The sequence below is a fragment of the Pseudomonas fluorescens genome, assembly GCF_040448305.1.
GTDB lineage: Bacteria > Pseudomonadota > Gammaproteobacteria > Pseudomonadales > Pseudomonadaceae > Aquipseudomonas > Aquipseudomonas fluorescens_BH.
This window is the reverse complement of record NZ_CP148752.1, coordinates 1,609,323-1,633,248: the sequence shown is the minus strand read 5'-3', so window position 1 is coordinate 1,633,248 and position 23,926 is coordinate 1,609,323. Positions and strand designations below refer to the sequence as shown.

At 61.0% G+C, this 23,926-nt stretch carries 23 protein-coding genes; 8 read left to right on the top strand and 15 right to left on the bottom strand.

What is annotated here, in order from left to right; translation table 11 throughout:
* Positions 1-78: 78 nt before the first annotated feature.
* The 8 genes from WHX55_RS07375 to WHX55_RS07340 all read right to left on the bottom strand — a co-directional run bounded on the left by WHX55_RS07375 (position 79) and on the right by WHX55_RS07340 (position 10,357).
* Positions 79-1,650, bottom strand: a complete 1,572-nt coding sequence (locus WHX55_RS07375) for a flagellar hook-associated protein 3 (RefSeq protein ID WP_353742321.1) — start codon at positions 1,648-1,650, stop codon at positions 79-81.
* Between the two features lie 13 nt (positions 1,651-1,663).
* A complete protein-coding gene (flgK, locus tag WHX55_RS07370; protein WP_353742320.1) occupies positions 1,664-3,709 on the bottom strand; it encodes a flagellar hook-associated protein FlgK in 2,046 nt (681 codons plus the stop codon).
* Between the two features lie 23 nt (positions 3,710-3,732).
* Positions 3,733-5,019: a flagellar assembly peptidoglycan hydrolase FlgJ gene (flgJ, locus tag WHX55_RS07365; RefSeq protein ID WP_353742319.1), complete on the bottom strand. Its 1,287-nt coding sequence runs from the start codon at positions 5,017-5,019 to the stop codon at positions 3,733-3,735.
* A gap of 11 nt (positions 5,020-5,030) precedes the next feature.
* Positions 5,031-6,140: a flagellar basal body P-ring protein FlgI gene (locus WHX55_RS07360; protein WP_150757712.1), complete on the bottom strand. Its 1,110-nt coding sequence runs from the start codon at positions 6,138-6,140 to the stop codon at positions 5,031-5,033.
* Between the two features lie 18 nt (positions 6,141-6,158).
* On the bottom strand, positions 6,159-6,854 hold the full coding sequence (flgH, locus tag WHX55_RS07355; protein ID WP_150724432.1) for a flagellar basal body L-ring protein FlgH: 696 nt from the start codon (positions 6,852-6,854) through the stop codon (positions 6,159-6,161).
* A gap of 51 nt (positions 6,855-6,905) precedes the next feature.
* Positions 6,906-7,691: a flagellar basal-body rod protein FlgG gene (flgG, locus tag WHX55_RS07350; protein ID WP_353742318.1), complete on the bottom strand. Its 786-nt coding sequence runs from the start codon at positions 7,689-7,691 to the stop codon at positions 6,906-6,908.
* Positions 7,692-7,736: 45 nt separating this feature from the next.
* Positions 7,737-8,477, bottom strand: a complete 741-nt coding sequence (locus WHX55_RS07345; protein WP_353742317.1) for a flagellar basal body rod protein FlgF — start codon at positions 8,475-8,477, stop codon at positions 7,737-7,739.
* A 320-nt stretch (positions 8,478-8,797) separates the two neighbouring features.
* Positions 8,798-10,357 (bottom strand): sigma-54-dependent phenylalanine hydroxylase transcriptional regulator PhhR, encoded by a 1,560-nt coding sequence (locus WHX55_RS07340; protein WP_008021363.1) that lies wholly within the window; start codon positions 10,355-10,357, stop codon positions 8,798-8,800.
* A 371-nt stretch (positions 10,358-10,728) separates the two neighbouring features.
* Between WHX55_RS07340 and phhA the strand changes: the two genes are divergently transcribed.
* From phhA to WHX55_RS07310, 6 genes are all read left to right on the top strand, one after another.
* On the top strand, positions 10,729-11,520 hold the full coding sequence (gene phhA / locus WHX55_RS07335) for a phenylalanine 4-monooxygenase (protein WP_353742316.1): 792 nt from the start codon (positions 10,729-10,731) through the stop codon (positions 11,518-11,520).
* 104 nt (positions 11,521-11,624) lie between these two features.
* Positions 11,625-11,981: a 4a-hydroxytetrahydrobiopterin dehydratase gene (locus tag WHX55_RS07330; RefSeq protein WP_046037728.1), complete on the top strand. Its 357-nt coding sequence runs from the start codon at positions 11,625-11,627 to the stop codon at positions 11,979-11,981.
* On the top strand, positions 11,981-13,174 hold the full coding sequence (locus WHX55_RS07325; RefSeq protein WP_353742315.1) for an amino acid aminotransferase: 1,194 nt from the start codon (positions 11,981-11,983) through the stop codon (positions 13,172-13,174). Before WHX55_RS07330 ends, WHX55_RS07325 begins: the two co-directional genes overlap by 1 nt.
* Before the next feature lie 239 nt (positions 13,175-13,413).
* On the top strand, positions 13,414-13,545 hold the full coding sequence (locus tag WHX55_RS07320) for a hypothetical protein (RefSeq protein ID WP_256220589.1): 132 nt from the start codon (positions 13,414-13,416) through the stop codon (positions 13,543-13,545).
* Between the two features lie 72 nt (positions 13,546-13,617).
* The gene (locus WHX55_RS07315; RefSeq protein WP_150724427.1) at positions 13,618-13,803 is read left to right on the top strand and encodes a hypothetical protein; all 186 of its coding nucleotides are present in this window, start codon (positions 13,618-13,620) and stop codon (positions 13,801-13,803) included.
* Between the two features lie 99 nt (positions 13,804-13,902).
* On the top strand, positions 13,903-15,102 hold the full coding sequence (locus WHX55_RS07310; RefSeq protein ID WP_353742314.1) for an MFS transporter: 1,200 nt from the start codon (positions 13,903-13,905) through the stop codon (positions 15,100-15,102).
* On the opposite strand, the gene arfB is transcribed toward WHX55_RS07310, so the two are convergent.
* The 7 genes from arfB to WHX55_RS07275 form a co-directional block, all read right to left on the bottom strand.
* Positions 15,099-15,512, bottom strand: a complete 414-nt coding sequence (gene arfB / locus WHX55_RS07305; RefSeq protein ID WP_057715927.1) for an alternative ribosome rescue aminoacyl-tRNA hydrolase ArfB — start codon at positions 15,510-15,512, stop codon at positions 15,099-15,101. The genes WHX55_RS07310 and arfB overlap by 4 nt on opposite strands.
* A 223-nt stretch (positions 15,513-15,735) precedes the next feature.
* Positions 15,736-17,148: an amino acid permease gene (locus WHX55_RS07300; RefSeq protein WP_150753451.1), complete on the bottom strand. Its 1,413-nt coding sequence runs from the start codon at positions 17,146-17,148 to the stop codon at positions 15,736-15,738.
* 852 nt (positions 17,149-18,000) lie between these two features.
* On the bottom strand, positions 18,001-19,221 hold the full coding sequence (rluB, locus tag WHX55_RS07295) for a 23S rRNA pseudouridine(2605) synthase RluB (RefSeq protein ID WP_150753452.1): 1,221 nt from the start codon (positions 19,219-19,221) through the stop codon (positions 18,001-18,003).
* A gap of 292 nt (positions 19,222-19,513) precedes the next feature.
* The gene (scpB, locus tag WHX55_RS07290) at positions 19,514-20,503 is read right to left on the bottom strand and encodes an SMC-Scp complex subunit ScpB (RefSeq protein WP_150753453.1); all 990 of its coding nucleotides are present in this window, start codon (positions 20,501-20,503) and stop codon (positions 19,514-19,516) included.
* Positions 20,504-20,514: 11 nt separating this feature from the next.
* Positions 20,515-21,273: a ScpA family protein gene (locus WHX55_RS07285; protein ID WP_172435389.1), complete on the bottom strand. Its 759-nt coding sequence runs from the start codon at positions 21,271-21,273 to the stop codon at positions 20,515-20,517.
* A gap of 60 nt (positions 21,274-21,333) precedes the next feature.
* Entirely contained in the window at positions 21,334-21,963 is a 630-nt protein-coding gene (locus WHX55_RS07280; protein ID WP_032829738.1) for an L-threonylcarbamoyladenylate synthase, read from the bottom strand.
* Between the two features lie 13 nt (positions 21,964-21,976).
* On the bottom strand, positions 21,977-22,840 hold the full coding sequence (locus WHX55_RS07275) for a PHP domain-containing protein (RefSeq protein WP_353742313.1): 864 nt from the start codon (positions 22,838-22,840) through the stop codon (positions 21,977-21,979).
* An 87-nt stretch (positions 22,841-22,927) separates the two neighbouring features.
* Between WHX55_RS07275 and WHX55_RS07270 the strand changes: the two genes are divergently transcribed.
* A complete protein-coding gene (locus tag WHX55_RS07270) occupies positions 22,928-23,524 on the top strand; it encodes a septation protein A (RefSeq protein WP_150724421.1) in 597 nt (198 codons plus the stop codon).
* 1 nt (position 23,525) lies between these two features.
* Positions 23,526-23,825 carry a YciI family protein gene (locus WHX55_RS07265; RefSeq protein ID WP_057715934.1) on the top strand — a complete coding sequence of 100 codons (300 nt, stop codon included), beginning with the start codon at positions 23,526-23,528 and terminating at the stop codon, positions 23,823-23,825.
* The last annotated feature ends 101 nt before the right edge of the window (positions 23,826-23,926 follow it).

Below are 23,926 nucleotides of genomic sequence, written 5' to 3'. Positions count from 1 at the left end.
CGAGCCCATTGTTACCGCAAAAAAGACGATAAATACTGAAGGGGCAAGGCCATCGGGCGCCTGCGCGCCCGACCACCGTCAGATCTTGTTGAACAGACCCAGCTGGGAAATCTTGCTGAACGCCAGCTGCGCCGCCTGCAACATGGTCTGCTGCAAGGTCAGGCGAGTCATGGCTTCAGCCGGGTCCGAATCGCGAATCGACTTCTGGCTGGCGCTGTTCGCCAAGGTCAGGCTCTCGTTGGTCGCGGCCTGGTTATCCAGTGCCTGACCGCGGGCACCGATCGTGGTGATGGCCGAGCCGATCTGGTTGGCCGCACTGTCGATGTTGCCCATTCCCGACTCCATGGCCCCCAGTAACTTCTGCTTGGCCACCGGGTCGCCGTCGATCGGCGTGTTCAGCGCGGTGATCATCTGGCCCAGGGTGTCGAGCACGTTCTGGGTCTGATGGTTGTTGGACTGAATCACGAACTGGTCGCCGGACGCCGGGGTGCCGCCACCCAGGGCAAACGTTACGCCCGCCGCAGTGGCGTTGCCGCCCGCCACGGTGCCCGACGACACCGGCTTGCTGTCGGCAGTGATCGGCGCGGCATACAGGTCGAAATTGGTGGCGCTGGTGAACTTGAGGATCGCCCCGCCCGACGGGAAGGCGTTGGTGTAATCCGTCGGGTTGGTCACGCTGGAACCGGTGATGACCGCGGTCGACGGGTTACCGGCGCTGCGCGACGTGTTGAAGGTGTCCGATGTGGAAGACAGATTGAAGCTGTGACCAGCGATCACCGCATCCGGGTTGGTATCAGTGGATTTGAGGTTGATGTTCAACTTCAGGTCGACACCACGGAAACTGACCGTCTGGTTGGCACCGTTGGAGTTGCTGATGACACCGTTCTGGCTGGCTTCGGTGGTCACGTCATTGCCCAGCGCGTCGGTGATCTTCAATTGGGTGCTGCTGAGGAAGCTGACGGTGTAGGGCTGGCCGCCCGTGAACTTCGCGTTGTAGGTGGAGCTGGTGCCGACCGTACCGTTGGACAGCACCACGCGACCGTCATCCACCGCCGGAGCGGTCATGGTGGTCTGGGTGCGACTGGTATTGATGGTCTGCTGGAACGCATCCCAGCCAGTGGTGTTGGTCCCGACCGTCATGCCATCGCCAATGCCAAGGTCGATGGTGGTCTGGTCACCGTTGTAGCTGTAGGTGCCGTCCGAGTTCTGCGAGTAAGGCGCGGTGTCGGTTTTCGAACCGGAGAACAGGTAGTTGCCGTTCGAGTCCCTGGTGTTCATCAGGCCCAGCACTTGTTGCTGGATCTGGCCCAACTCCGACGCATAGGCCTTGCGGTCCGCGTCGGTGGCAATGCCGTTGCTGGCGGCGAGGGCCAGTTCCTTGGCGCGCTGCAAAGCGGTACCGATGGAGTCAAGCGTCGTTTCCTGCAGGCTCAACGCACTCTTGGTGGTGTTGATGTTGGTGCCGTACTGACCAAGCATCGCGCTCTGCTGACCCAGTTGCAGCAAACGACCGGCACCGATCGGATCATCGGCGGCAGTGTTGACGCGGATCTGGCTGCTGATTTCGTTGCTGGTCGCGATGGCCTTGTTGAAGTTGCGCTGGTAGTTGGCAGCGGTGATTTCGTAATACTGGGCGGTGGAAATGCGCATGAATTACGACTCCTTAAAGGCTGTTGATCAGCGTGGTGAAAATTTCCTGCGCAGCCTTGATGATCTGCGAAGACGCGGTGTAGTACTGCTGGTACTTGACCAGGTTGCCGGTTTCTTCATCCAGGTCGACCCCGGAGTTCGAATCCCGCGCCCCTTTGGCGTTGTCCAGGATCGCCGTGGTGGCCTCGCTGTCGGACTTGCCCTGGGCAGCCTTGGCGCCGACGTTGGTCACCAGCTTGTTGTAGGCATCGGTCAGGCTGATGCCCTTGCTCGCCGTGCCGGTGTCTACGGTCTGTCTGGTTTGCAGCCCCACCAGCGCCTGGGCGTTGCGGTTGTCCGAAGACGCCGCGCCGGTCAGGTTGATGGTGAAGCTTTCGCCGCTGGCGGGCGTGGCGCCGACAGTGGTCTGCACGGTGAACGTCTTCTGCACGGCCGGGGTGACGCTGGTGTCCATGACCGGAGCACCGCTGGCATCGACCATGCCCACTTTCAGGTTCAGGGTGTTGCTCTGGCCGGGAACGATGGTGCCGGTGCCGATCGAATTGCCCTTGGCATCGACCATGTTGTAGCTCTGGCTACCGCCGCTGGCCGCGCCGAACACCAGCTTGACCGGCGTCGAGTGCTTGAGCGCGGTCTGCATTTCTGCCTGGGCCGCCGGGTTGTAGATATCGATGGTGCTGGTCAGCGTCGGCTGGGTGTAGGTGCCGGTGTTGTTGGCATTGGTCACGCCGGTCAGCGGTGCTGCCGCGGCGATTTTTTTCGGGTCGCTGAGCACGGTCTGGATACCGGCCGCCGCGCCACGGGTCGGCGTCACCTTGAACGAGTCGCCGGCGCTCAGTGCACCGCCGTTGAGGTTCAGGCTGAAGCCGTCGATCACCGGAGCCGGGGTGGTCGTGGTGCTGAACGCGCCCATGTCGGTGCCGTCCGAGCGTTTGACGGTGTAGTCGGTCGCGCTGGTGAACGTCACCTGATAGTCGCTGGCGGTCAGCTTGCCGGTGTCCTTGATGGTGACATCGAGGTTGCCGGAGCCGGCACTGTTGCCAGCCGCCGCAATGCTGCGCTGACTGACCAGGGCGGCACTGTTGATGTTGTTGAAGATCGCTGCGCCGAAATCACCGTTCTTGTCGATGCCCTGCGCCTGCTGGCTGTTGATCTGGTCGGCCACCACCAGGGCTACGCGCCCCAGTTCATTGAGCGATGGGTCGAGCACTTCCTTGCGGTAAGTCAGCAGGCCACCGATTTCACCGCCGCTGACCACCGAGGTCACGTCGATGGTGCTGGAGCCACGGTTGAGCTGCAGCGCCATGCGCGATGGATCATCCTTGCCCGGTACGGTTTGCAGCGTATTGGTGGTGTTGCCGACCACCAGGGGCTGGCCGCTGCCTATGTAGACGTCGTAGCTGTTGCCACGCTCGACCACCTGGGTACCGACCAGTTCGGACAGTTGGCGCACGGCTTCGTTGCGCGAGTCCAGCAGGTCGTTTGGTTGGTTGGTGCCGGTGGAGAGCTCGGAAATTTTTTGGTTGAGCGTGGCAATCGTGGTGGACAGTTTGTTCACCTGATCCGCCATGTCGCCCAGGCTGCCGTTCAGGTTGGTGTTCTGATCGTTCAACTGCTTGGCGATCGAATTGAAGCGAGCGGACAGGGCCTGGGCACCGGTCAGCACCGACTGGCGGGACGTGTCGTCGGTGGCCGAGGTCGAAACGCCTTGCATCGAAGTGAAGAACTTTTGCAGCACACCGGTCAGCCCGGTGTTGGTATCGGAAAGCGTGGCGTCCAGCGGCGTGGCCTGTGCGTTGTACGACGCGGCTTCGCTGTCGAGCGAGGTAGCGGTACGCAGCTGCGAATCGAGATACGAGTTATACACGCGACGCACATCGGCCAGCGTCGTGCCGGTACCGATGAACACGTTGCCGTACTGAATCGAGCCTTTGGTGCTCTGCACAGACTGCTGGCGCGAGTACCCGGCGGTGTCGACGTTGGCAATGTTGTTGCCGGTCGTCACCAACGAGTTATGGCCAGCACTGAGCCCCGACATCCCGATATTGAGCAAACTCATGATTCAGACCTTATACCTTGTGCCTATAAAGGCGTGGTGGAAACGCCCGCCGCAGCGTAGTTCTGGTAACTCGTCATCTGCTTGGCTATCTGCGAAATCTTGCTTGCGTAGTCCGGGTCGGTTGCGTAACCGGCCTTCTGCAACTCGCGTACAAACTGTTCTGGGTTATCGGCCGACTTCACGACATCTTGATAGCGATTATTGGTCTGCAGCAAAGTCACAAGGTCATGGAAACTGTCCTTGTAGGAATCGTAGGAACGGAACTCGGCCGTCTCCTTGACCATCTGCCCATTGCGGAATTCGCTGGTGATCGCCCGCGCCGAGTTGCCCTGCCAACTATTGCCGGCCTTGATGCCGAACAGGTTGTGGCTGCTGCTGCCGTCCTGAGCACGCATGACCGACTTGCCCCAGCCTGTTTCCAGGGCCGCCTGGGCCACCAGGTAACGTGGATCGACACCAATCCGGGCCGCCGCTTCCCTGGCCATCGGCAACATGGTGTTGATGAACTGGTCGGCGGAACTGAAGGCTTTCTTCGCCGGCGCCAGAGGAATCTGTGCCATGGCGCGACCGTAAATCTGCATGCCGCCACTGGAGGCTTGTTGCGCGTTGGTCAGCCAGTCGCCGTTGTACAACGGACCGGTACCGGTGCTGGTCGTACGCTGCGGCAATTGAGTTGCGTTGACTGTTGCAGCGGCGGTCGTCGCCGAAGGTACCAGCCCCGCCAGCAAACGGTCGGCCAGTTTCGGCGGCAACGCCAGGCGCCGCTGATTGATCAGCGCCATGTCATTGCGATGAGCACTCTCGCCTGCCTCCTGCGGCGCATGAACCGAGCGCGAGGCCCACAACGGACGCTGGCCGTTGACCCGCGACAACGGCCCGTTGAGCGCAACCGTGCCCGCTGCCACCGGTGTTTGCACGGCCGCCTTGGCGGCCTCTTGCTTGGCCAGCGATGCAGCGGCGGCCTCGCCCGGAGCCATCGGTTTGTTCTTCGACATCTGGCGCATCAGCACGTCGGCCAGACCAATACCGCCGCCTTCGCGGGACATGGAAACCGCCAGTTGCTGGTCGTACATTTCCTGGTACTGCTTGACCGCCGGGGTGTTCATCGGATTGTCCTGCCCCAGCGCATCGGTTGCCGAGCGCATGGACTTGAGCATCTCACCGATGAACAGCGACTCGAACTCCTGCGCCACCTTGCGCATGTTGCCGTCGCTGTTCTTGTCGCCGACCTTGAGCTGATTCAGACGATTGAGGTCCGAATAGGAGCCCGAATCGCTACTGCTGACCAGACCGCTCTTGCGCATATCCACGATGGCCGTCCTCAGATCACGATCAGATCGGCTTGCAGGGCACCAGCCTGCTTCAGCGCTTCGAGGATCGCCATCAAGTCACCCGGTGCCGCGCCGACCTGGTTCACCGCCCGCACGATTTCGTCGAGGGTGGTGCCAGGGCCGAACTTGAACATCGGCTTGGCTTCCTGCTGGGCATTGACCTTCGAACGCGGCACCACCGCCGTCGTGCCATTGGACAGAGGGCCGGGCTGACTGACGATCGGGTCTTCGGTAATGGTCACGGTCAGGCTGCCGTGGGTCACGGCAGCCGGGGAAACCTTGACGTTCTGGCCGATCACGATGGTGCCGGTACGGGAGTTGATGATGACTTTCGCCACCGCCTGGCCCGGATCGACCTCAAGGTTTTCCAGGATCGACAGGTAGTCGACGCGCTGGCTCGGATCGAGCGGCGCGGTGACGCGAATCGAACCGCCGTCGATGGCCTGGGCCACGCCAGGGCCAAGCAAGTCGTTGATCTTGTCGACGATGCGTTTGGCGGTGGTGAAGTCAGAACGGTTGAGGTTCAGCGTCAGGCTGTTGCCCTGATTGAAACCGCTCGGTACTGCACGCTCCACCGACGCACCGCCGGGGATGCGACCGGCCGACGGAACGTTGACGGTGATCTTCGAGCCGTCTCGCCCTTCTGCATCGAAACCACCGACCACCAGGTTGCCCTGGGCCACCGCATACACGTTGCCATCGATACCCTTGAGTGGCGTCAGCAGCAAGGTGCCGCCGCGCAAACTCTTGGAGTTGCCGATGGACGAAACGGTGATGTCGACCTGCTGACCCGGCTTGGCGAACGCCGGCAAATCAGCACTGATCGACACCGCCGCGACGTTCTTCAACTGCACGTTGCCCGAACCCGGCGGCACCTTGATGCCGAACTGCGAGAGCATGTTGTTGAAGGTCTGCAGGGTGAACGGGGTCTGCGTCGTCTGGTCGCCGGTGCCGTTAAGCCCGACCACCAGGCCGTAACCGATCAATTGGTTGGAACGCACGCCGGAAATGCTGGCGATGTCCTTCAGGCGCTCGGCCTGCGCGTTGAACGCGGCGGACAGCATCAAGGCGGTCACCATCAGGTGTTTGAAGTTCAACATGCTCAACTGGAAAGCCACCTAGAAAGGGAACAGCGGGCTGAGGAAGAAACGGTCGAACCAGCCTGGCTGACTCGCATCGGCAAACGAACCGGTGCCCGAGTAGGTGATGCGCGCATCGGCGACACGGGTCGACGGCACGGTGTTGTCAGTGGCGATGTCATCGGCGCGAACCAGGCCGGCAATCCGCACCAGTTCGTCACCGGTGTTGAGGGTCATCCACTTCTCGCCGCGTACCGCGATGATGCCGTTGGGCAACACATCGGCGACGGTGACCGTGATCGAACCGGTCAGGGTGTTGCCCTGAGCCGCCTTGCTGTCACCCTTGGTCGCGCGGTCGCCTTCATAGCTGGCACTCAGGCTCAGGTCGCCATCACCGAACGGGTTGTTGGTGGTGGCGCTGCTGCCGAACAGCGAAGTCAGGCCGATGTTGGCCTTGCTGTTCTTGCCAATTTGCGAGTTGGCGTTTTTGCTGGCCTGGGTCCTTTCGTTCAGGGTGATGGTGATGATGTCACCGACCCGGAACGCCTTGCGGTCGCCGTAGAGGTTCTGTTCGAAACCGGCCTGATAGATCGAACCGTTGTTCGCCGCCGCCGGCAACGGCGTACGCGGCAACACCGGAGCGTAGTAAGGGTCATTGGGCTTGGGCGTCGCAGGCACGCAACCTGCGAGCGCGGTGATCCCACTCAGTGCCAGAACAGATACATAGCGATTCATGACCCTACCTCACGGTGTAGCAGGCAGCCTCATGGCCGCACATAGACTTGATTACAGATTCTGCGTTACGAACGAGAGCATCTGGTCGGCGGTGGAGATCACCTTGGAGTTCATCTCGTAGGCGCGCTGGGTGGTGATCATGTTGACCATCTCCTCAACGGTGCTGACGTTGGACGTTTCCAGGGTGTTCTGCAGCGTGGTGCCGAAACCGGCCAGGCCCGGGGTGCCGACTTGCGGTGCGCCGCTGGCGGCGGTTTCCAGGAACAGGTTGTTGCCCACTGCCTGCAGGCCGGCCGGGTTGATGAAGTCGGCGGTTTGCAGGTTGCCGATCACTTGGGCAGCCGGGTTGCCGGCAATGGTGATGGACACGGTGCCGTCGCGGCCGACCGTGAAGGTCTGCGCTTCGTTCGGAATGACAATCGCCGGCTCCAGGGCAAAGCCGCTGGCGTTGACGATCTGGCCGTTGGAGTCCAAGTGGAAGGTACCGTCACGGGTGTAGGACGTGGTGCCATCCGGTTGCAGGATCTGGAAGAAACCGCGACCGTCGATGGCCATGTCCAGTGGCTGCTCGGTGGTTTGCAGGCTGCCGGCGGTGAAGTTTTTCTGGGTGCCGACGATGCGCACACCGGTACCCAGTTGCAGACCCGACGGCAGTTCGCTGTCCTGGGTCGACTGGGCGCCAGGCTGGCGCTTGATCTGGTAGAGCAGGTCCTGGAACTCGGCGCGGTCACGTTTGAAACCCGTGGTCGACACGTTGGCCAGGTTGTTGGAAATGGTCGTCAGGTTGGTGTCCTGGGCGGACAGACCTGTCTTGGCAACCCATAGAGCCGGAAGCATTCGATTCTCCTCGTGTGCCTGTTTTACGGCGCGACGTTCTGGTAATTAGCTGATCTGCAAGACCCGAGCCATGGCCTGGTCATCGTCTTTGGCGGTGTTCATCATCTTGATGTGCAGCTCGAACTGCTTGGACAAGGCCAGTACCGAGGTCATCTCTTCCACGGCATTGACGTTGCTCGACTCGAGGAACCCGGACACCAGCTTGACGCCGGCATCGGCCTGCGCAGGCGCGCCGTCCTTGGTGTGGATCGAACCATCCAGGCCCTTGGTCATGTTCTTGAGGTCCGGATTGACCAGCTTGATGCGGTCGACTTCAGCCATCACCCGGGGACCTTCGCCCATCGCGCGGATGCTGATGGTGCCGTCCTCGCCGACTTCGATCTGCTGCTCCGGCGGCACGGCAATCGGCCCGCCATTGCCCATGACCGGCATGCCGTTGCCGGCGCGCAGCACGCCCAGGGCGTCAACGTTCAGGCTGCCGGTGCGCACGTAGCTTTCACCGCCATCGGGCGTCTGCACGGCAATCCAGCCGTTGCCTTGCACGGCGACGTCGAGGTCGCGACCGGTTTCCACCAGTGAGCCAGGGGAAAAATCGGTGGCCGGGCGTTCGGACATGGCAAACGCACGCGCCGGAAAGCTGTCACCGAACACCGGCATCGAACGGGCCTGCTCCAGGTCTTTCTGGAAGCCGTTAGTGGAGATGTTCGCCAGGTTGTTGGCATGCGCCTTTTGCGCCAGTGCATTCTGGCTGGCGCCGGTCATTGCCACATAAAGGTACTTGTCCACACTCTTTCCTCTGCCTGCCGGACGTTTGCCGCCCACTGCTGTACTGCTGAGCCATAAGCAATTTGCAGACCAACTTGTTTTTGACGGCGCGAGGCCCGGCAAACAGGGGACTTTGGGGATTCAGAGGGGATTTGTGATTTGTATCAGAGACGAAAAACCGGCGGTGCCATGCCGGTGGGTGGCAAGTCTTGACCTTGGGCCATGACCACAACCGCCATCGCGAGCAGGCTCGCTCCCACAGGAATCTTCAGTGAGGCACAGATCCAGTGTGGGAGCGAGCCTGCTCGCGATGAGGACATCAGCCACACAGCCGGTGTCAGCTATGACTCAGTCTTGCCCACCTCATATTCACGCAACTTGTTGGCAATGGTGGTATGCGAAACCCCCAGCCGCTTGCCCAGTTGCCGACTGCTCGGATGCTCGGAATACAGCCGCTCCAGCACCGCCTTCTCGAAACGCCCGACGATCTCGTCCAGCCCCCCCTCCAGCGAAAAATCGCCAAGGGGCTGACGCACGCCGTAATCCGGCAGGCGAATATGCTCGGCCTTGACTGTGCCGCCGTCGCACAGGGAAACCGCCTGGAACAGCACGTTCTCCAGTTGCCGTACGTTACCCGGCCAATGGTAATGACTAAGCCGCTCCATGGCCGCCGGAGCCAGCTTCGGTAACGGGCAACCAATCTGCCGGCTGGCCTGATCGAGGAAGTGCTCCACCAGCGGCGTCAAACCGTCGAGGCATTCGCGCAACGGCGGGATGTGCAGCGACAACACATTCAAGCGGTGATAGAGGTCCTGGCGGAACTCGCCGCGAGCGCACAATTCGGACAGGTCGACCTGGGTCGCACAGATCACTCGCACGTCGAGGTAGACCTCTTCATCACTGCCTACACGACGGAAGCAACCGTCCTGCAAAAAGCGCAGCAACTTCACCTGCAAGCGCGGGCTCATTTCCCCAACGCCATCGAGAAACAGCGTACCGCCCGCCGTCAGCTCCAGCAGCCCGAGCTTGCCTTCGGCCCGCGCCCCTTCAAAGGCACCCGGGCCGTAACCGAACAATTCCGTCTCGGCCATGGACTCCGGCAGACCGGCGCAGTTGAGCGCCATCAACGGCGACTGCCCACGCGGGCTGGCCAGATGGCAGGCCCGCGCCAGCAACTCTTTGCCGGTGCCGGTTTCCCCTTCTATCAATAGCGGCGCATCCAGCGGCGCCATGCGTCGTGCTTCGCGCACCACAGCGGCCATGACTTTCGAGCTTTGGAAGATGCTGTCGAAGCCACGCAATTCCTGCTTGCGCACGTTGTAGATGCGCTCGCCCACCCGGTCAGCACGGTGCAACGTCAGCACCGCACCGGCCATGGCTTCGCTGTCGTCATGCTCCGATTGCAGTGGCGCGATATCGGCCAGGAACACGTCACCCTTGACCTTGACCCGCAGCCCGTTGATCCGCGATTTGTTGGCGCGCACCAGTTCCGGCAAATCGAAATCTTCGGCGTAGCGCGACAGGGGAATCCCCGGCACCTCGTCGACCCGCACCCCGAGCAACTGCGCCGCTGCCCGGTTGGCCGCGACGATGGAACCGCCCATGTCGATCGACAGCACCGGAAACTCCAGCGCACCGAGCAGAGCATTGAGCTCCATATGCCGACGCTCGCTGGGCATCAGCCCGACACGCTTGACGCCAAACACCCCGGCAATCGCTTCGAATTTCGGGCGCAGGGCCTGGAACTGAATGTTGATCAGGTTCGGGCAATGCAGGTAGATGGCATTGCCATGCTCACCGCCCACCTCACCGCGGGCCACGTTGATCCCGTACTCCACCAAAAGGTTGAGAATGTCGCGCAGGATGCCGATGCGGTTCTGGCAGTGGACTTTGATACGCATAAAAAAGACTCGAAAAAACGGTGAGTAAGGTGCGAAACCTGTGGGAGCGAGCCTGCTCGCGAAAGCGCCCGCACATCCAGCATTGATGTATCAGGCAAACCGCTTTCGCGAGCAGGCTCGCTCCCACAGGGATAATTTCTGCTGAGGCGCTAAGATAGTCGTCAAGATTATGTGACAGGCAAAGCGTTTTTCAAACCGGGAAATCTCAATAGCTGCGCGATCGCGACCAATTCGTAACGAAAACTTTACGAAATTTACGATTTTTTCCTACGCGTGTCGCTGCCCACCTGCTGCAACAATGCAATCCTTGGGGTATTTCTAGGTCCATAGCAGTACATAACAAGAACGAAATCCCTTAGCAGGAGAGCAGCATGAAGCAGACGCAATACGTGGCTCGCGAGCCCGATGCGCAAGGTTTTATCGACTACCCCGCCGAAGAACACGCGGTGTGGAACACGCTGATCACTCGTCAACTGAAAGTGATCGAAGGGCGTGCGTGCCAGGAGTACCTGGACGGTATCGAAAAACTCGGTCTGCCCCACGACCGCATTCCTCAACTCGGCGAAATCAACAAGGTCCTGGGTGAAACCACCGGCTGGCAGGTTGCCCGGGTTCCCGCACTGATTCCCTTCCAGACCTTTTTCGAATTGCTCGCCAGCAAGCAGTTTCCGGTGGCGACCTTCATTCGTACTCGCGAAGAACTGGACTACCTGCAAGAGCCGGACATTTTCCACGAGATCTTCGGTCACTGCCCGCTGCTGACCAACCCGTGGTTCGCCGAGTTCACCCACACCTACGGCAAACTCGGCCTCAAGGCGTCCAAGGAAGAACGCGTGTACCTGGCGCGCCTGTACTGGATGACCATCGAATTCGGCCTGGTCGACACCCCGCAAGGCCAGCGCATCTACGGCGGCGGCATTCTGTCTTCTCCGAAAGAGACCGTGTATTGCCTGTCGGACGAGCCTGAGCATCAGGCGTTCGATCCGCTGGAATGCATGCGCACGCCCTATCGCATCGACATCTTGCAGCCACTGTACTTCGCGCTGCCAAATCTCAAGCGTCTGTTCGACCTCGCTCACGAAGACATCATGGGCATGGTCAAGCACGCGATGCAGATGGGTCTGCACACACCAAAATTTCCGCCAAAACCAAAAGCCGCGTGATCCGCCGCTTTTAGAATCAAGTGAGCCTGTCAGAAACCATAGCTTTGGATTAGCGTGGTAGCACTGAGGGCCGATTTCCCAACATTCGATTTCAGGAACACATCATGACCGCATTAACTCAAGCCCATTGCGAAGCCTGCCGCGCCGATGCTCCACAAGTCAGCGACGAAGAACTGCCGATCCTGATCAAGCAGATCCCGGACTGGAACATCGAAGTACGTGACAGCATCATGCAGCTGGAAAAGGTCTTCCTGTTCAAGAACTTCAAGCACGCCCTGGCGTTCACCAACGCCGTCGGTGAAATCTCCGAGGCCGAAGGCCACCATCCGGGCCTGCTGACCGAGTGGGGCAAAGTGACCGTGACCTGGTGGAGCCACTCGATCAAGGGCCTGCACCGCAACGACTTCATCATGGCCGCGCGCACTGACGAAGTAGCCAAGGACGCTGAGGGGCGCAAGTAATGCATTTCGACGCCATCGGTCGAGTGCCTGGCGACCCGATCCTGGGCCTGATGGAGGCCTACGCGCAGGACCCGAACCCGCGAAAGTTCGATTTGGGCGTGGGTGTCTACAAAGACGCCCAGGGCCTGACGCCGATTCTTGAGTCGGTGAAACTTGCCGAGCAGCGCCTGGTGGATCGCCAGTCGACCAAGACCTACATCGGTGGTCACGGCGAACCGGCGTTCGGCAAGGCCATCAATGAACTGGTGCTGGGTGCCGACTCGAAGCTGATCAGCGCACAACGCGCCGGCGCCACCCAGACTCCGGGCGGCACCGGGGCTTTGCGTCTGAGCGCGGACTTCATCGCCCAATGCCTGCCGGGGCGTGGTGTGTGGCTGAGCAATCCGACCTGGCCGATCCACGAAACGATTTTTGCGGCAGCCAAGGTCAAGGTCAGCCACTACCCGTACGTGGGCAGCGACAACCGGCTCGACGTCGACGGCATGCTGGCGGCGCTCAATGAAGCGCCCAAGGGTGACGTGGTGTTGCTACACGCCTGCTGCCACAACCCGACCGGTTTCGACCTGTCCCAGGATGACTGGCAGAGGGTGCTGGAGGTAGTACGCAAGCGCGAACTGCTGCCACTGATCGACTTCGCGTATCAAGGATTCGGCGATGGCCTGGAACAGGATGCCTGGTCGACCCGGTTGTTCGCCGCCGAGTTGCCGGAACTGCTGATCACCAGTTCCTGCTCGAAGAACTTCGGCCTGTACCGCGACCGCACCGGCGCGCTGATTGTCTGCGCGAAAACCGCCGACAAGCTCACCGACATCCGCAGCCAGCTGGCCAACATCGCCCGCAACCTGTGGTCGACGCCGCCGGATCACGGTGCGGCCGTGGTCGCGACCATCCTCGGCGACCCGGAACTGAAGAACCTCTGGGCCGACGAAGTGGAAGCCATGCGCCTGCGTATCGCCCAACTGCGCAGCGGTCTGGTGGAAGCGCTGGAGCCTCACGGTTTGCGCGAGCGCTTTGCGCACATTGGCGTGCAACGCGGGATGTTCTCCTACACCGGTCTGTCGCCGGATCAAGTGAAGAACCTGCGGGATCATCACAGCGTTTATATGGTCAGTTCGGGCCGGGCCAACGTGGCGGGGATTGATGCCACGCGTCTGGATCTGCTGGCCGAGGCGATTGCCAGCGTCTGCAAGTAACCCTGCCCCCTCTCTGTAGGAGCGAGCTTGCTCGCGATGGTATTTCAGTCGACATCAACATTGTCTGACCCACCATCGCGAGCAAGCTCGCTCCTACACAGTCATGTCTAGACAATCCCATCCGTCGAAACAAATGGATATAAAAGTCCGTTTGTCATTTTCAGTGCTGTATCCTGCCCAGGCTTTTTAAAAGCGCGGATCTACCAGATCTATCAACAGACTTAGCGAGGAGCGCGACTATGCACGAGATTCCTAATCTCCCCTTCCCAAGCCTGCACGAACCTGAGCAGACGACCACGCAGCAAGCCGGCGCCCAACAGCCCGAGCCGAAAGAAGCCACTGACAGCCGCCAGGCTGACAGAGAAGACTGAAACACCCGCCGTACAGACCGTGTGGAAAGCGCTAACATGCGCTTTCCACACTGCCTGAAAGAGCCTTTACCCATGACCGATGAATTCAGCGAAGCGCAGGCCAGCGTCCTGATCGGCACCGCCGAGAAAATGATCGGGATCTGGAATCGCCTCTCCCCCGAGAAACAAGCAGCCTTGCTCGCTCGCTTCGGCACCCAGGAAAATGCGCTGGCCGCCCTGGTCACCACGCAGCTGGTCGCTCCCGCCAAACCTGAATGACGCCGCCCGGCAAATAGTTTTACCTTTTCACAACCTGTGACCGTCCACACCGTTATCATAAGCAGCCTATCTATCCTGCTTTACCGTGGACCTTTACCCATGCCTGAAAACCAGCGCCCCCTGGCGGTCACGCTGCAAGTTGTTTCCATCGTCCTTTTCACCTTCATCGGCTACCTGAACATCGGCATCCCCCTGGCCGTATTGCCCGGTTACGTCCACAGCGACCTGGGCTTCGGCGCGGTGATCGCGGGCCTGGTGATCAGTGTGCAATACCTGGCCACCCTGCTCAGCCGCCCCTATGCCGGGAAGATCATCGACAACAAGGGCAGCAAGCTGGCTGTGATGTATGGCCTGGCCGGTTGCGGCTTGAGCGGTGTGTTCATGCTGGTCTCCGCCTGGACCCAGAGCCTGCCGATGCTCAGCCTGATCAGCCTGTTGATCGGCCGGCTGGTGCTCGGCAGCGCGGAAAGCCTGGTGGGCTCGGGCTCGATTGGCTGGGGCATCGGCCGGGTCGGCGCGGCGAACACGGCCAAAGTCATCTCGTGGAACGGTATCGCCAGTTATGGCGCACTGGCTGTCGGCGCGCCCTTGGGCGTGTTGCTCGTCCATCGACTGGGCTTGTGGAGCATGGGGGTGAGCATTGTGTTGCTGGCCGTGATCGGTCTGCTGTTGGCCTGGCCGAAAACCGCCGCACCGATCGTTGCCGGTGAGCGTCTGCCGTTCATGCATGTGCTGGGGCGAGTTTTCCCGCACGGCTGCGGACTGGCCCTGGGCTCCATCGGCTTCGGCACCATCGCCACCTTCATCACCCTGTATTACGCCACGCAACACTGGGACAACGCGGTGCTGTGCCTGAGCCTGTTCGGCGCCAGCTTCATCGGCGCGCGCTTGCTGTTCGGCAACCTGATCAACCGCCTCGGCGGCTTTCGCGTGGCCATTGCCTGCCTGTCGGTGGAAACCCTGGGATTGCTCTTGCTGTGGCTGGCACCGGATGCCCACTGGGCACTGGCGGGTGCGGCGCTGAGCGGCTTCGGCTTTTCGCTGGTGTTTCCGGCACTGGGCGTGGAGGCGGTCAACCTGGTCCCGGCCTCCAGCCGTGGCGCAGCTGTCGGCGCCTATTCGCTGTTCATCGACTTGTCGCTGGGGATCACCGGCCCGCTGGCCGGGGCGATTGCAGCCGGGTTCGGTTTCGCTTCGATCTTCCTGTTCGCTGCCTTCGCCGCCTTGAGCGGATTGGTACTGAGCCTTTACTTGTATCGGCAGGCACCGAAGCAACGCGAAGCGCGGGACACTCCTTAGAAGTCGACCTTGCCGCGCCCGGCCTTGATGTTGCCGCGCTTGCTCTTGGATTCGAGGCGACGGGTCTTCGAGCCGAGGGTCGGCTTGGTCGGACGGCGCTTCTTCTCGACCTTGGTGGCACTGAGGATCAACTCGGTCAGCCGCAACAGCGCATCGGCGCGGTTCTGCTCCTGCGTCCGGTACTGCTGGGCCTTGATGATCAGCACACCGTCGCTGGTGATGCGGCTGTCGCGCAGCGCCAGCAGCCGCTCCTTGTAGAACTCGGGCAAGGACGACGCCGGAATGTCGAAGCGCAGGTGCACGGCACTGGAGACCTTGTTGACGTTCTGCCCACCGGCGCCCTGAGCGCGAATGGCCGTCAACTCGATCTCGGCATCCGGCAGCTGCACGTTGTTGGAAATCACCAGCATGGAAAAGCGTCCGTATTCAGAGCGTGCAGGATACCGCGATCAGATCTTCAGCACGCCACAAATCCCTTGTGGGAGCGAGCCTGCTCGCGATGAGGGCGTGTCAGTCAACATCTAACTAACCTGACACACCGCTATCGCGAGCAGGCTCGCTCCCACAGGGAAATGTGTATGCCCTGAAACAACAAACCCGGCACTTGGCCGGGTTTGTTGTTTCTGCGCGGAGTTACTCCACTGCGACCTGCAAGGCACGCTGAGCACTGCGCTTGTTCTTGATGACGTAGCAGACCCACATGAACACCAGCCACACCGGAATCGCATACACCGATGTCTGAATCCCCGGAATCAACAGCATCACACCAAGGACGAACACCACGAACGCCAGGCAGATGTAGTTGCCGTACGGGTACCACAGGGCCTTGAACAGCGGCGTCTGCTTGGTCTTGTTCATGTGCTGGCGGAACTTGAAGTGCGAGTAGCTGATCATCGCCCAGTTGATCACCAGGGTGGCCACCACCAGCGACATCAGCAGTTCCAGCGCGTTTTGCGGGATCAGGTAGTTCAGCAGTACCGCGATCAGGGTCACGGCGGCCGAGGCCAGGATCGAACGCACCGGCACGCCGCGCTTGTCGATCTTCGCCAGGCCCTTCGGCGCGTCGCCCTGCTCGGCCATGCCCAGCAGCATGCGGCTGTTGCAGTAGGTGCCGCTGTTGTACACCGACAACGCCGCGGTCAGGACCACGAAGTTGAGGATGTGCGCAGCGGTGTTGCTGCCCAGCATCGAGAACACTTGCACGAACGGGCTGCCGCTGTAGGAATCACCGGAGGCGTTCAGAGTGGTCAGCAAGCTGTCCCATGGGGTCAACGACAGCAGGATGACCAGGGCACCGATGTAGAAAATCAGGATCCGGTAGATCACCTGGTTGATGGCTTTCGGGATCACGGTTTTCGGCTTGTCAGCCTCGGCTGCGGTGAAACCGAGCATTTCCAGGCCACCGAAGGAAAACATGATGAAAGCCATGGCCATCACCAGACCGCTGACACCGTTCGGGAAGAAGCCACCGTGGGACCACAGGTTGCTGACCGCCGCTTGCGGGCCGCCATTGCCGCTGACCAGCAGGTAGCTGCCCAGGGCAATCATGCCGACGATCGCCACGACCTTGATGATCGCGAACCAGAACTCGGCCTCGCCAAAGACTTTGACGTTGGCCAGGTTGATCGCATTGATCAGCACGAAGAAGGCAGCTGCGGAGACCCAGGTCGGGATGTCCGGCGCCCAGTAGTGGATGTATTTGCCGACCGCAGTCAGCTCGGACATGCCCACCAGAATGTACAGGATCCAGCAGTTCCAGCCCGACAGGAAGCCGGCAAAGCCGCCCCAGTACTTGTGCGCAAAATGGCTGAAGGAGCCGGCCACCGGATCTTCGACGATCATTTCGCCCAGTTGGCGCATGATCATGAAGGCGATGAAGCCGCAGATGGCGTAGCCGAGGATCATCGACGGGCCGGCGGATTTGAGTACCCCGGCCGAGCCGAGGAACAAGCCGGTACCGATCGCGCCACCGAGGGCGATCAGTTGAATGTGGCGATTTTTCAGGCCGCGTTTCAGCTCGCCTGATTGCGGGTTTTGTCCACTCATGAAAAGGGTCTCACGCAAGGTTTGATGATGTTCAGTAGACGTTGCTGCTCAAGAAAGGCGTTAAGCGGCACCGATCAAACCCCAGCGCAGGCACCAGGAGTTCAGCGTATTTACAACGGTCATGCGCCACCTGTTTGTTTTTATCTGTGACGAAATCGAACCCGACACGCTCGTGACGCGACGGAGTGAACAAGGCGGATAGCCTTGAGGTTTGCGCAGATGCGCAGGAGGTCACAGGTAAAACGCGGCGCATTGTACACCCGTAACCCCCTGCTGCCAGACCCGCTGGACAAGCGTGTCTATGGCCGGGATTGCCTGTGTCCGCCCCGAGAGGCTCGGGCGGCTGCAAAAATTGGGTCAGATCCTTGCGGATCATCGACGGGAAAGGCAGGAAAACCGCCTCTCGCAGAGAGATGGAGATGGAATACGGCGTTCATTGCGCCTCCTTTTTGTTATGCACCTGCACGACAGGCATGGCGCGCATAACACCCTGCATGGAGCGGTGAAACAAGCGGGTTAGAGCTCTGGGAGAAGGACGTAAGGCAATGACGCGTAAGAATTTTCTTACAATATTCGAGGATGGGCGATTTCACGGGGTTAATCTGCTGATTTCGTCATGAATTCTTTACAGTGCGTAATTTTGACTTTCCACTTCGGACATCCCGGTGCGGCAACTGGCGCTATCGCGAGCAGGCTCGCTCCCACAGGAGAGCGGCTTGTTTTGCAGAGATGCGATCCCTTGTGGGAGCGAGCCTGCTCGCGAAAGCGGCCTCGAAAACAACACAGACATAAAACCAGTCCAAAAAAAAACGCCAACCCGAAGGTTGGCGTTTTTATGAAGCGTTCAGCCGGTTACTCCGGCTTACGACGCCCAAAGCCCGGACGCTGGCCGGAACCGGCCGGTGCGCCACGGCGCTTGCCCGATGGCGCATCACCGTCGACCAGTTTGATTCCCGGACGCTTCGGTGCAGGCTTGGCCGGACGCTTGGTGTCGGCCGGGCGATCGGCTACCGGCGTACCACGACCTTCGCCACGCTCGGTACGGCCATTGGCCGGACGTGGCGTGCGTGGACCGCGTTCGCCGTCCTGACGGGCGGCTGGCTTGCGCCCGGGACGCTCGCCTTCGATCTGCGGCTCGCGGCTGGCACGAGGTGCGGCAGGTGCGGCGACTGCGCCAGTGGCCGGACGCAGGGTCCGCACGCGCTCGGTCTTGGCCATCGGACGCGACGACTTGCGCTGCATCCGGTCAAGCTTGTCCTTGCTCTTGGCGTTCATCTGCGGCATCGCGACCGGCGTCAGGCCGACCTCGGCACTCAGGATGTCGACTTCGTACTGGCTCATTTCGCGCCAGCGGCCCATCGGCAGGTCGGAGTTGAGGAACACCGGGCCGAAACGCACGCGCTTCAGACGGCTGACCACCAGGCCCTGGGATTCCCACAGGCGACGAACTTCGCGGTTACGACCTTCCATCACCACGCAGTGATACCAGTGGTTGAAACCTTCACCGCCTGGTGCCTGCTTGATGTCGGTGAACTTGGCCGGGCCATCTTCAAGGACCACGCCAGCCTTCAGACGCTCGATCATCTCGTCATCGACTTCGCCGCGCACACGTACCGCGTATTCACGGTCCATTTCGTAGGAAGGGTGCATCAGGCGGTTGGCCAGCTCACCGTCGGTGGTGAACATCAGCAGACCGGTGGTGTTGATGTCCAGGCGACCGATGTTGATCCAGCGACCCTCTTTAGGGCGCGGCATCTTGTCGAACACGGTCGGGCGGCCTTCCGGGTCGACACGGGTGCAGATCTCGCCGTCGGGCTTGTTGTACATGATCACGCGGCGCACCGACTCGGCGGCCTCTTCGCGCTTGATCACCTTGCCATCGATGGTGATGGCGTCGTGCATGTCGACGCGCTGGCCAAGGGTGGCGTCTTTGCCGTTGACCTTGATGCGGCCATGGCTGATCCAGGCTTCCACGTCACGGCGCGAGCCGACGCCGATACGGGCGAGGACTTTCTGCAGTTTTTCGCCTGCTGGGCCGATTGGCTGGTCGTCTTGCTGGTCTTTGATACTCATCTGGGCACCTCCCGGTGTGGTCTGAAAACTGGGTACTTGGGCGAAGGGATCGCCGAAGGGTCGCGAATCATACGCGCATGAGGGCGTTTGCGCATCAGAGACTAGCTGATCAAGGCAAGGTTATTTGTTTTTCCGCTGGCCGGTGACACACAGCTTGCTTATGGACACAAACCTTGTGGGAGCGAGCCTGCTCGCGATGACGGTGGCACATCCAACATCGAAGTGACTGACCTGCCGCCATCGCGAGCAGGCTCGCTCCCACAGTGAATCTCCATTGTTCATGAGAATCGTATCAGTCTTCGAACTGGCGGCGTTCTGCTTCGATGGCCTCGGCCAGGGCCTGGGCTTCGGCTTCTTCGTCCGACAGCTCCGGCTCGGGTTTCGGCTGTTCGAGGGCGGCAACCGCGGCCAGGAGTTTTTCCCGGGCTTCGGCAACGCCGAGGATGTCGTCGTCCTGCTCCGGTTCAATGTCCGGCTCAGGCTCGCCTTCCGGTTCAGGCTCGGGCTGTGCCGCTTCGACTTCTGGCTCGATAACCGGTTGCTCCGGATCGAACTCAGGCGGCGCGCCATCACGCAACAAATCGTCGAAGTCGGTCTTGATCCCCTCTTCCATACTGTCCAGTTCCAGCAACAGCGTGTGGAAACTGGTCTCTTCCTTCGGCTCCTCCGGCTCAGCGCTGGCATCGGCCAGCTCTTGCAGGGCTGCGGGCACCGGCGCGTCGTCGAAGTCGAGCACCGGATCCGGTTCCAGCTCGCGCAGCTCCGCCAACGGTGGCAGGTCGTCGAGGTTCTTCAGGTTGAAGTGATCGAGGAACGCCTTGGTGGTGGCGAACATCGCCGGTTTGCCGGGCACGTCGCGGTAGCCGACGATGCGGATCCACTCGCGCTCCATCAAGGTCTTGACGATGTTGCTGTTGACCGCCACGCCCCGCACGTCTTCGATTTCGCCACGGGTGATCGGCTGGCGATAGGCGATCAGCGCCATGGTTTCCAGCATGGCACGGGAGTAACGCTGCGGGCGCTCTTCCCACAGGCGCCCGACCCAAGGCGCAAACTTCTCGCGAATTTGCAGGCGATACCCCGAGGCCACTTCCTTGAGTTCAAACGCGCGGCCATCGCAGGACTTGGCGAGAATCGTCAGGGCCTTCTTGAAGACCGGCGGTTCCGGGCGCTCGCCCTCCTCGAAGAGTTCGAACAGGCTTTCCAAAGATTGCGGCTTTCCCGAGGCCAACAGAAAGGCTTCAAGCAAGGGTGCCAGATCGCGGGGTTCAGTCAGGTTCATGTTTCGACTCGTTATTCGGCTCGGGCTCGCACGTGGATCGCGGCAAATGGCTCATTCTGCACCAGCTCGACCAGCGATTCCTTGACCAATTCAAGGATCGCCATGAAGGTCACCACCACCCCCAGGCGCCCTTCTTCTGCGGTGAACAGCTCGACAAACGGCACGAAACCGCCGCCCTTGAGGCGCTCCAGCACATCACTCATGCGTTCACGGGTCGATAGCGCCTCGCGGCTGACCTGATGGCTCTCAAACATGTCGCCACGGCGCAAGACCTCGGCCATCGACAGCAGCAACTCGGAAAGACGCACGTCTGGTAGCAGCTTGCGCGCCCGGGCCTCCGGAGCGTCAAGCTTGGGCACCACCACATCACGACCGACGCGACTCAGGCCGTCGATGCCTTCGGCGGCAGCCTTGAAACGCTCGTACTCCTGCAAGCGGCGGATCAGTTCGGCGCGCGGGTCTTCCTCTTCGTCTTCGACGGTTTCGGCCCGTGGCAGCAGCATCCGCGACTTGATCTCGGCCAGCATCGCGGCCATCACCAGGTACTCGGCGGCCAGTTCCAGGCGCACCGACTGCATCAACTCGACGTAGCCCATGTACTGGCGAGTGATTTCCGCCACCGGGATGTCGAGGATGTTGATGTTCTGTTTGCGGATCAGGTACAGCAGCAGGTCGAGCGGGCCTTCGAACGCCTCGAGAAAGACCTCGAGGGCATCCGGCGGGATGTAAAGGTCCAGCGGCATTTCCATGACCGCCTGGCCATAGACCATGGCGAAGGGCAGCTCCTGCTGGGCTCCGGCCTGACTGTCGACGGGCTCTACTGCGGACATCTAGGCCTCGACCATGAACGGCGCAGGGTCGCCGCAACCAACGCGAATGACTTCCGGCTCGCCGTCGGCGAGGCTGATCACGGTGGACGCCTTGATCCCGCCGAAACCGCCGTCGATGATCAGATCGACCTGGTGTTCGAGCAACTGGCGCATTTCGTGCGGGTCGCTCAACGGATCTTCATCGCCTGGCATGATCAGGGTCACGCTCATCAAGGGTTCACCCAGTTCAGCCAGTAGCGCCAGGGCAATCGGGTGGCTCGGCACACGCAGGCCGATGGTGCGTTTCTTCGGGTGCAACAACAGCCGCGGTACTTCGCGGGTGGCGTTGAGAATGAAGGTATACGGTCCCGGCAGATGGGCCTTGAGGATACGGAACGTGCCGGTGTCGATCTTGGCGAACAGGCCCAGTTGTGACAGGTCGCTGCAGATCAGCGCGAAGTTGTGCTTCTCATCCAGTTGCCGCAGGCGCCGAACGCGCTCCACGGCCACCTTGTCGCCGATCTGGCAACCTATGGCGTAGGAAGAGTCCGTGGGATAAATCACCACCCCGCCCTTGCGGATGATTTCGACTGCCTGTTTGATCAGGCGCGCTTGCGGGTTTTCCGGATGAATCTGGAAAAATTGACTCACATTCTCTACCTGTTCAGACGGCGGCAATAACTGGGTCATGTTTGAATCGACACCATAGCGGCGGCAGATCCTCCGGGAGTGACCGGTATTCACCGATCTCCGACCAGCCTCCAGGGCCATGAAAATCACTGCCGGCGCTGACCAGCAGACCGAACTCGCGGGCCAGAATGGCCAGGCTGCCCACTTGCTCGGCAGGCTGGTAACCATTGACCACTTCGATGGCGTGGCCCCCTGCTTGAATATAGTCGGCAATCAGACGACGTCGCTTGCTGCGCGTGAATTCATAGTGCCATGGGTGTGCCAGGCTGACCCAGGCCTTGGCTGCGCGCAGGGTTTCGACGGTTTCTTCCAGGGTCGGCCAGTGTTGCTTGACGTCGCCCAGCTTGCCGGCGCCCAGCCATTTGCGGAACGCCTCCGCGCGGTCCTTGACGAAACCTTCACGCACCATCCAGTCGGCGAAATGCGGGCGGGCCGGCGCGTTACCGCTGTCGCCCAACTCCTGCTGGATCTGCCGGGCACCCTCCAGCGCCCCCGGCATGCCTTTGAGCGCCAGTTTGCGGCTGATTTCCTCGGAGCGTAGCCAGCGGCCATCATGCAATCTGGCGATGGCCTCGACCAACGGCGCGGCGTTCACGTCAAAACCGTAGCCCAGGACATGAATGGTCGCGCCGCCCCAGGTGCAGGACAATTCGACGCCGTTGACCAGTTGCATCCCCAGCGCGGTAGCCGCGTGCCGGGCCTCGTCGAGGCCCTCGAGGGTGTCGTGATCGGTCAAGGCCAGGACTCGCACGCCTTTCTCGAACGCCCGCGCCACCAGAACCGCAGGCGCCAGGGCGCCATCGGAGGCCGTGCTATGGCAGTGCAAATCAACATTCACAGGGCTTTGTAACCTCAAATCAGCTGGCGCTATCGCGCGCCCATATGTTTGTTATTATGCCGCCACATCCTGCTTCTGGCTGCCACTGTGAAACAATTCATCGATTTCATCCCGCTCCTGCTGTTTTTCATCGTCTTCAAAATCGATCCACGGGTCGTCGACATCGCCGGTCATGAGGTCACTGTAGGCGGTATCTACAGCGCCACCGCGATGCTGATCGTCAGTTCCCTGGCGGTCTACGGCACACTGTTCATCAAGCAGCGCAAGCTGGAGAAGAGCCAGTGGCTGACCCTGATCGCCTGCCTGGTCTTCGGCAGCCTGACCCTGGCGTTCCACAGCGAGACGTTCCTGAAGTGGAAAGCCCCGGTGGTCAACTGGCTGTTCGCCCTGGCGTTCATCGGTAGCCACTTCGTCGGTGACAGCCTGCTGATCAAGCGCATCATGGGCCACGCGCTGACCCTGCCGGAGCCGGTCTGGACGCGCCTGAACATCGCCTGGATCGCCTTCTTCCTGTTTTGCGGTGCCGCCAACCTGTTTGTTGCGTTCACCTTCCAGAGCTACTGGGTCGACTTCAAGGTCTTCGGCAGCCTGGGCATGACTTTGCTGTTCCTGGTCGGCCAGGGCATCTACCTGTCCCGCCATCTGCACGACGCCGATACCACATCGCCTAAAACCGAGGACTGACATGCTTTACGCAATCATTGCCACAGACGTCGCCAACTCCCTGGAAGCCCGCCTGGCCGCACGGCCTGCACACCTCGAGCGCCTGCAAGTGCTCAAGGGCGAAGGTCGCATCGTATTGGCCGGCCCACACCCGGCGATCGACAGCAATGATCCGGGCGCTGCGGGTTTCACCGGCAGCCTGATCGTCGCCGAATTCGACTCCCTGAGCGCTGCCCAGGCCTGGGCCGACGCCGATCCGTACATCGCCGCAGGCGTCTACGCCAACGTGCTGGTCAAGCCGTTCAAGCAAGTCCTTCCGTAACTTTCTTCTTTCAACTGCCCCCACGCGGTGAACCATATCGGTTCATCGCGTTCTCAATCGCTCATTATTCTCGTTTGCCGGCCGACAACTTCCCCAATACT

Excerpts from the sequence above, each read along its gene's own strand:
- WHX55_RS07285 (WP_172435389.1), bottom strand. The coding sequence starts at position 21,273 with ATGGTCTATGGCCAGGCGGTCATGGAAATGCCGCTGGACCTTTACATC.
- WHX55_RS07265 (WP_057715934.1), top strand. The coding sequence starts at position 23,526 with ATGCTTTACGCAATCATTGCCACAGACGTCGCCAACTCCCTGGAAGCC.
- phhA (WP_353742316.1), top strand. The coding sequence starts at position 10,729 with ATGAAGCAGACGCAATACGTGGCTCGCGAGCCCGATGCGCAAGGTTTT.
- flgH (WP_150724432.1), bottom strand. The coding sequence starts at position 6,854 with ATGAATCGCTATGTATCTGTTCTGGCACTGAGTGGGATCACCGCGCTC.
- arfB (WP_057715927.1), bottom strand. The coding sequence starts at position 15,512 with ATGCTGGTGATTTCCAACAACGTGCAGCTGCCGGATGCCGAGATCGAG.
- scpB (WP_150753453.1), bottom strand. The coding sequence starts at position 20,503 with ATGAACCTGACTGAACCCCGCGATCTGGCACCCTTGCTTGAAGCCTTT.
- flgK (WP_353742320.1), bottom strand. The coding sequence starts at position 3,709 with ATGAGTTTGCTCAATATCGGGATGTCGGGGCTCAGTGCTGGCCATAAC.
- WHX55_RS07340 (WP_008021363.1), bottom strand. The coding sequence starts at position 10,357 with ATGCGTATCAAAGTCCACTGCCAGAACCGCATCGGCATCCTGCGCGAC.
- WHX55_RS07360 (WP_150757712.1), bottom strand. The coding sequence starts at position 6,140 with ATGTTGAACTTCAAACACCTGATGGTGACCGCCTTGATGCTGTCCGCC.
- WHX55_RS07315 (WP_150724427.1), top strand. The coding sequence starts at position 13,618 with ATGACCGATGAATTCAGCGAAGCGCAGGCCAGCGTCCTGATCGGCACC.
- flgG (WP_353742318.1), bottom strand. The coding sequence starts at position 7,691 with ATGCTTCCGGCTCTATGGGTTGCCAAGACAGGTCTGTCCGCCCAGGAC.
- WHX55_RS07300 (WP_150753451.1), bottom strand. The coding sequence starts at position 17,148 with ATGAGTGGACAAAACCCGCAATCAGGCGAGCTGAAACGCGGCCTGAAA.
- WHX55_RS07310 (WP_353742314.1), top strand. The coding sequence starts at position 13,903 with ATGCCTGAAAACCAGCGCCCCCTGGCGGTCACGCTGCAAGTTGTTTCC.
- rluB (WP_150753452.1), bottom strand. The coding sequence starts at position 19,221 with ATGAGTATCAAAGACCAGCAAGACGACCAGCCAATCGGCCCAGCAGGC.
- WHX55_RS07330 (WP_046037728.1), top strand. The coding sequence starts at position 11,625 with ATGACCGCATTAACTCAAGCCCATTGCGAAGCCTGCCGCGCCGATGCT.
- WHX55_RS07325 (WP_353742315.1), top strand. The coding sequence starts at position 11,981 with ATGCATTTCGACGCCATCGGTCGAGTGCCTGGCGACCCGATCCTGGGC.
- WHX55_RS07320 (WP_256220589.1), top strand. The coding sequence starts at position 13,414 with ATGCACGAGATTCCTAATCTCCCCTTCCCAAGCCTGCACGAACCTGAG.
- WHX55_RS07375 (WP_353742321.1), bottom strand. The coding sequence starts at position 1,650 with ATGCGCATTTCCACCGCCCAGTATTACGAAATCACCGCTGCCAACTAC.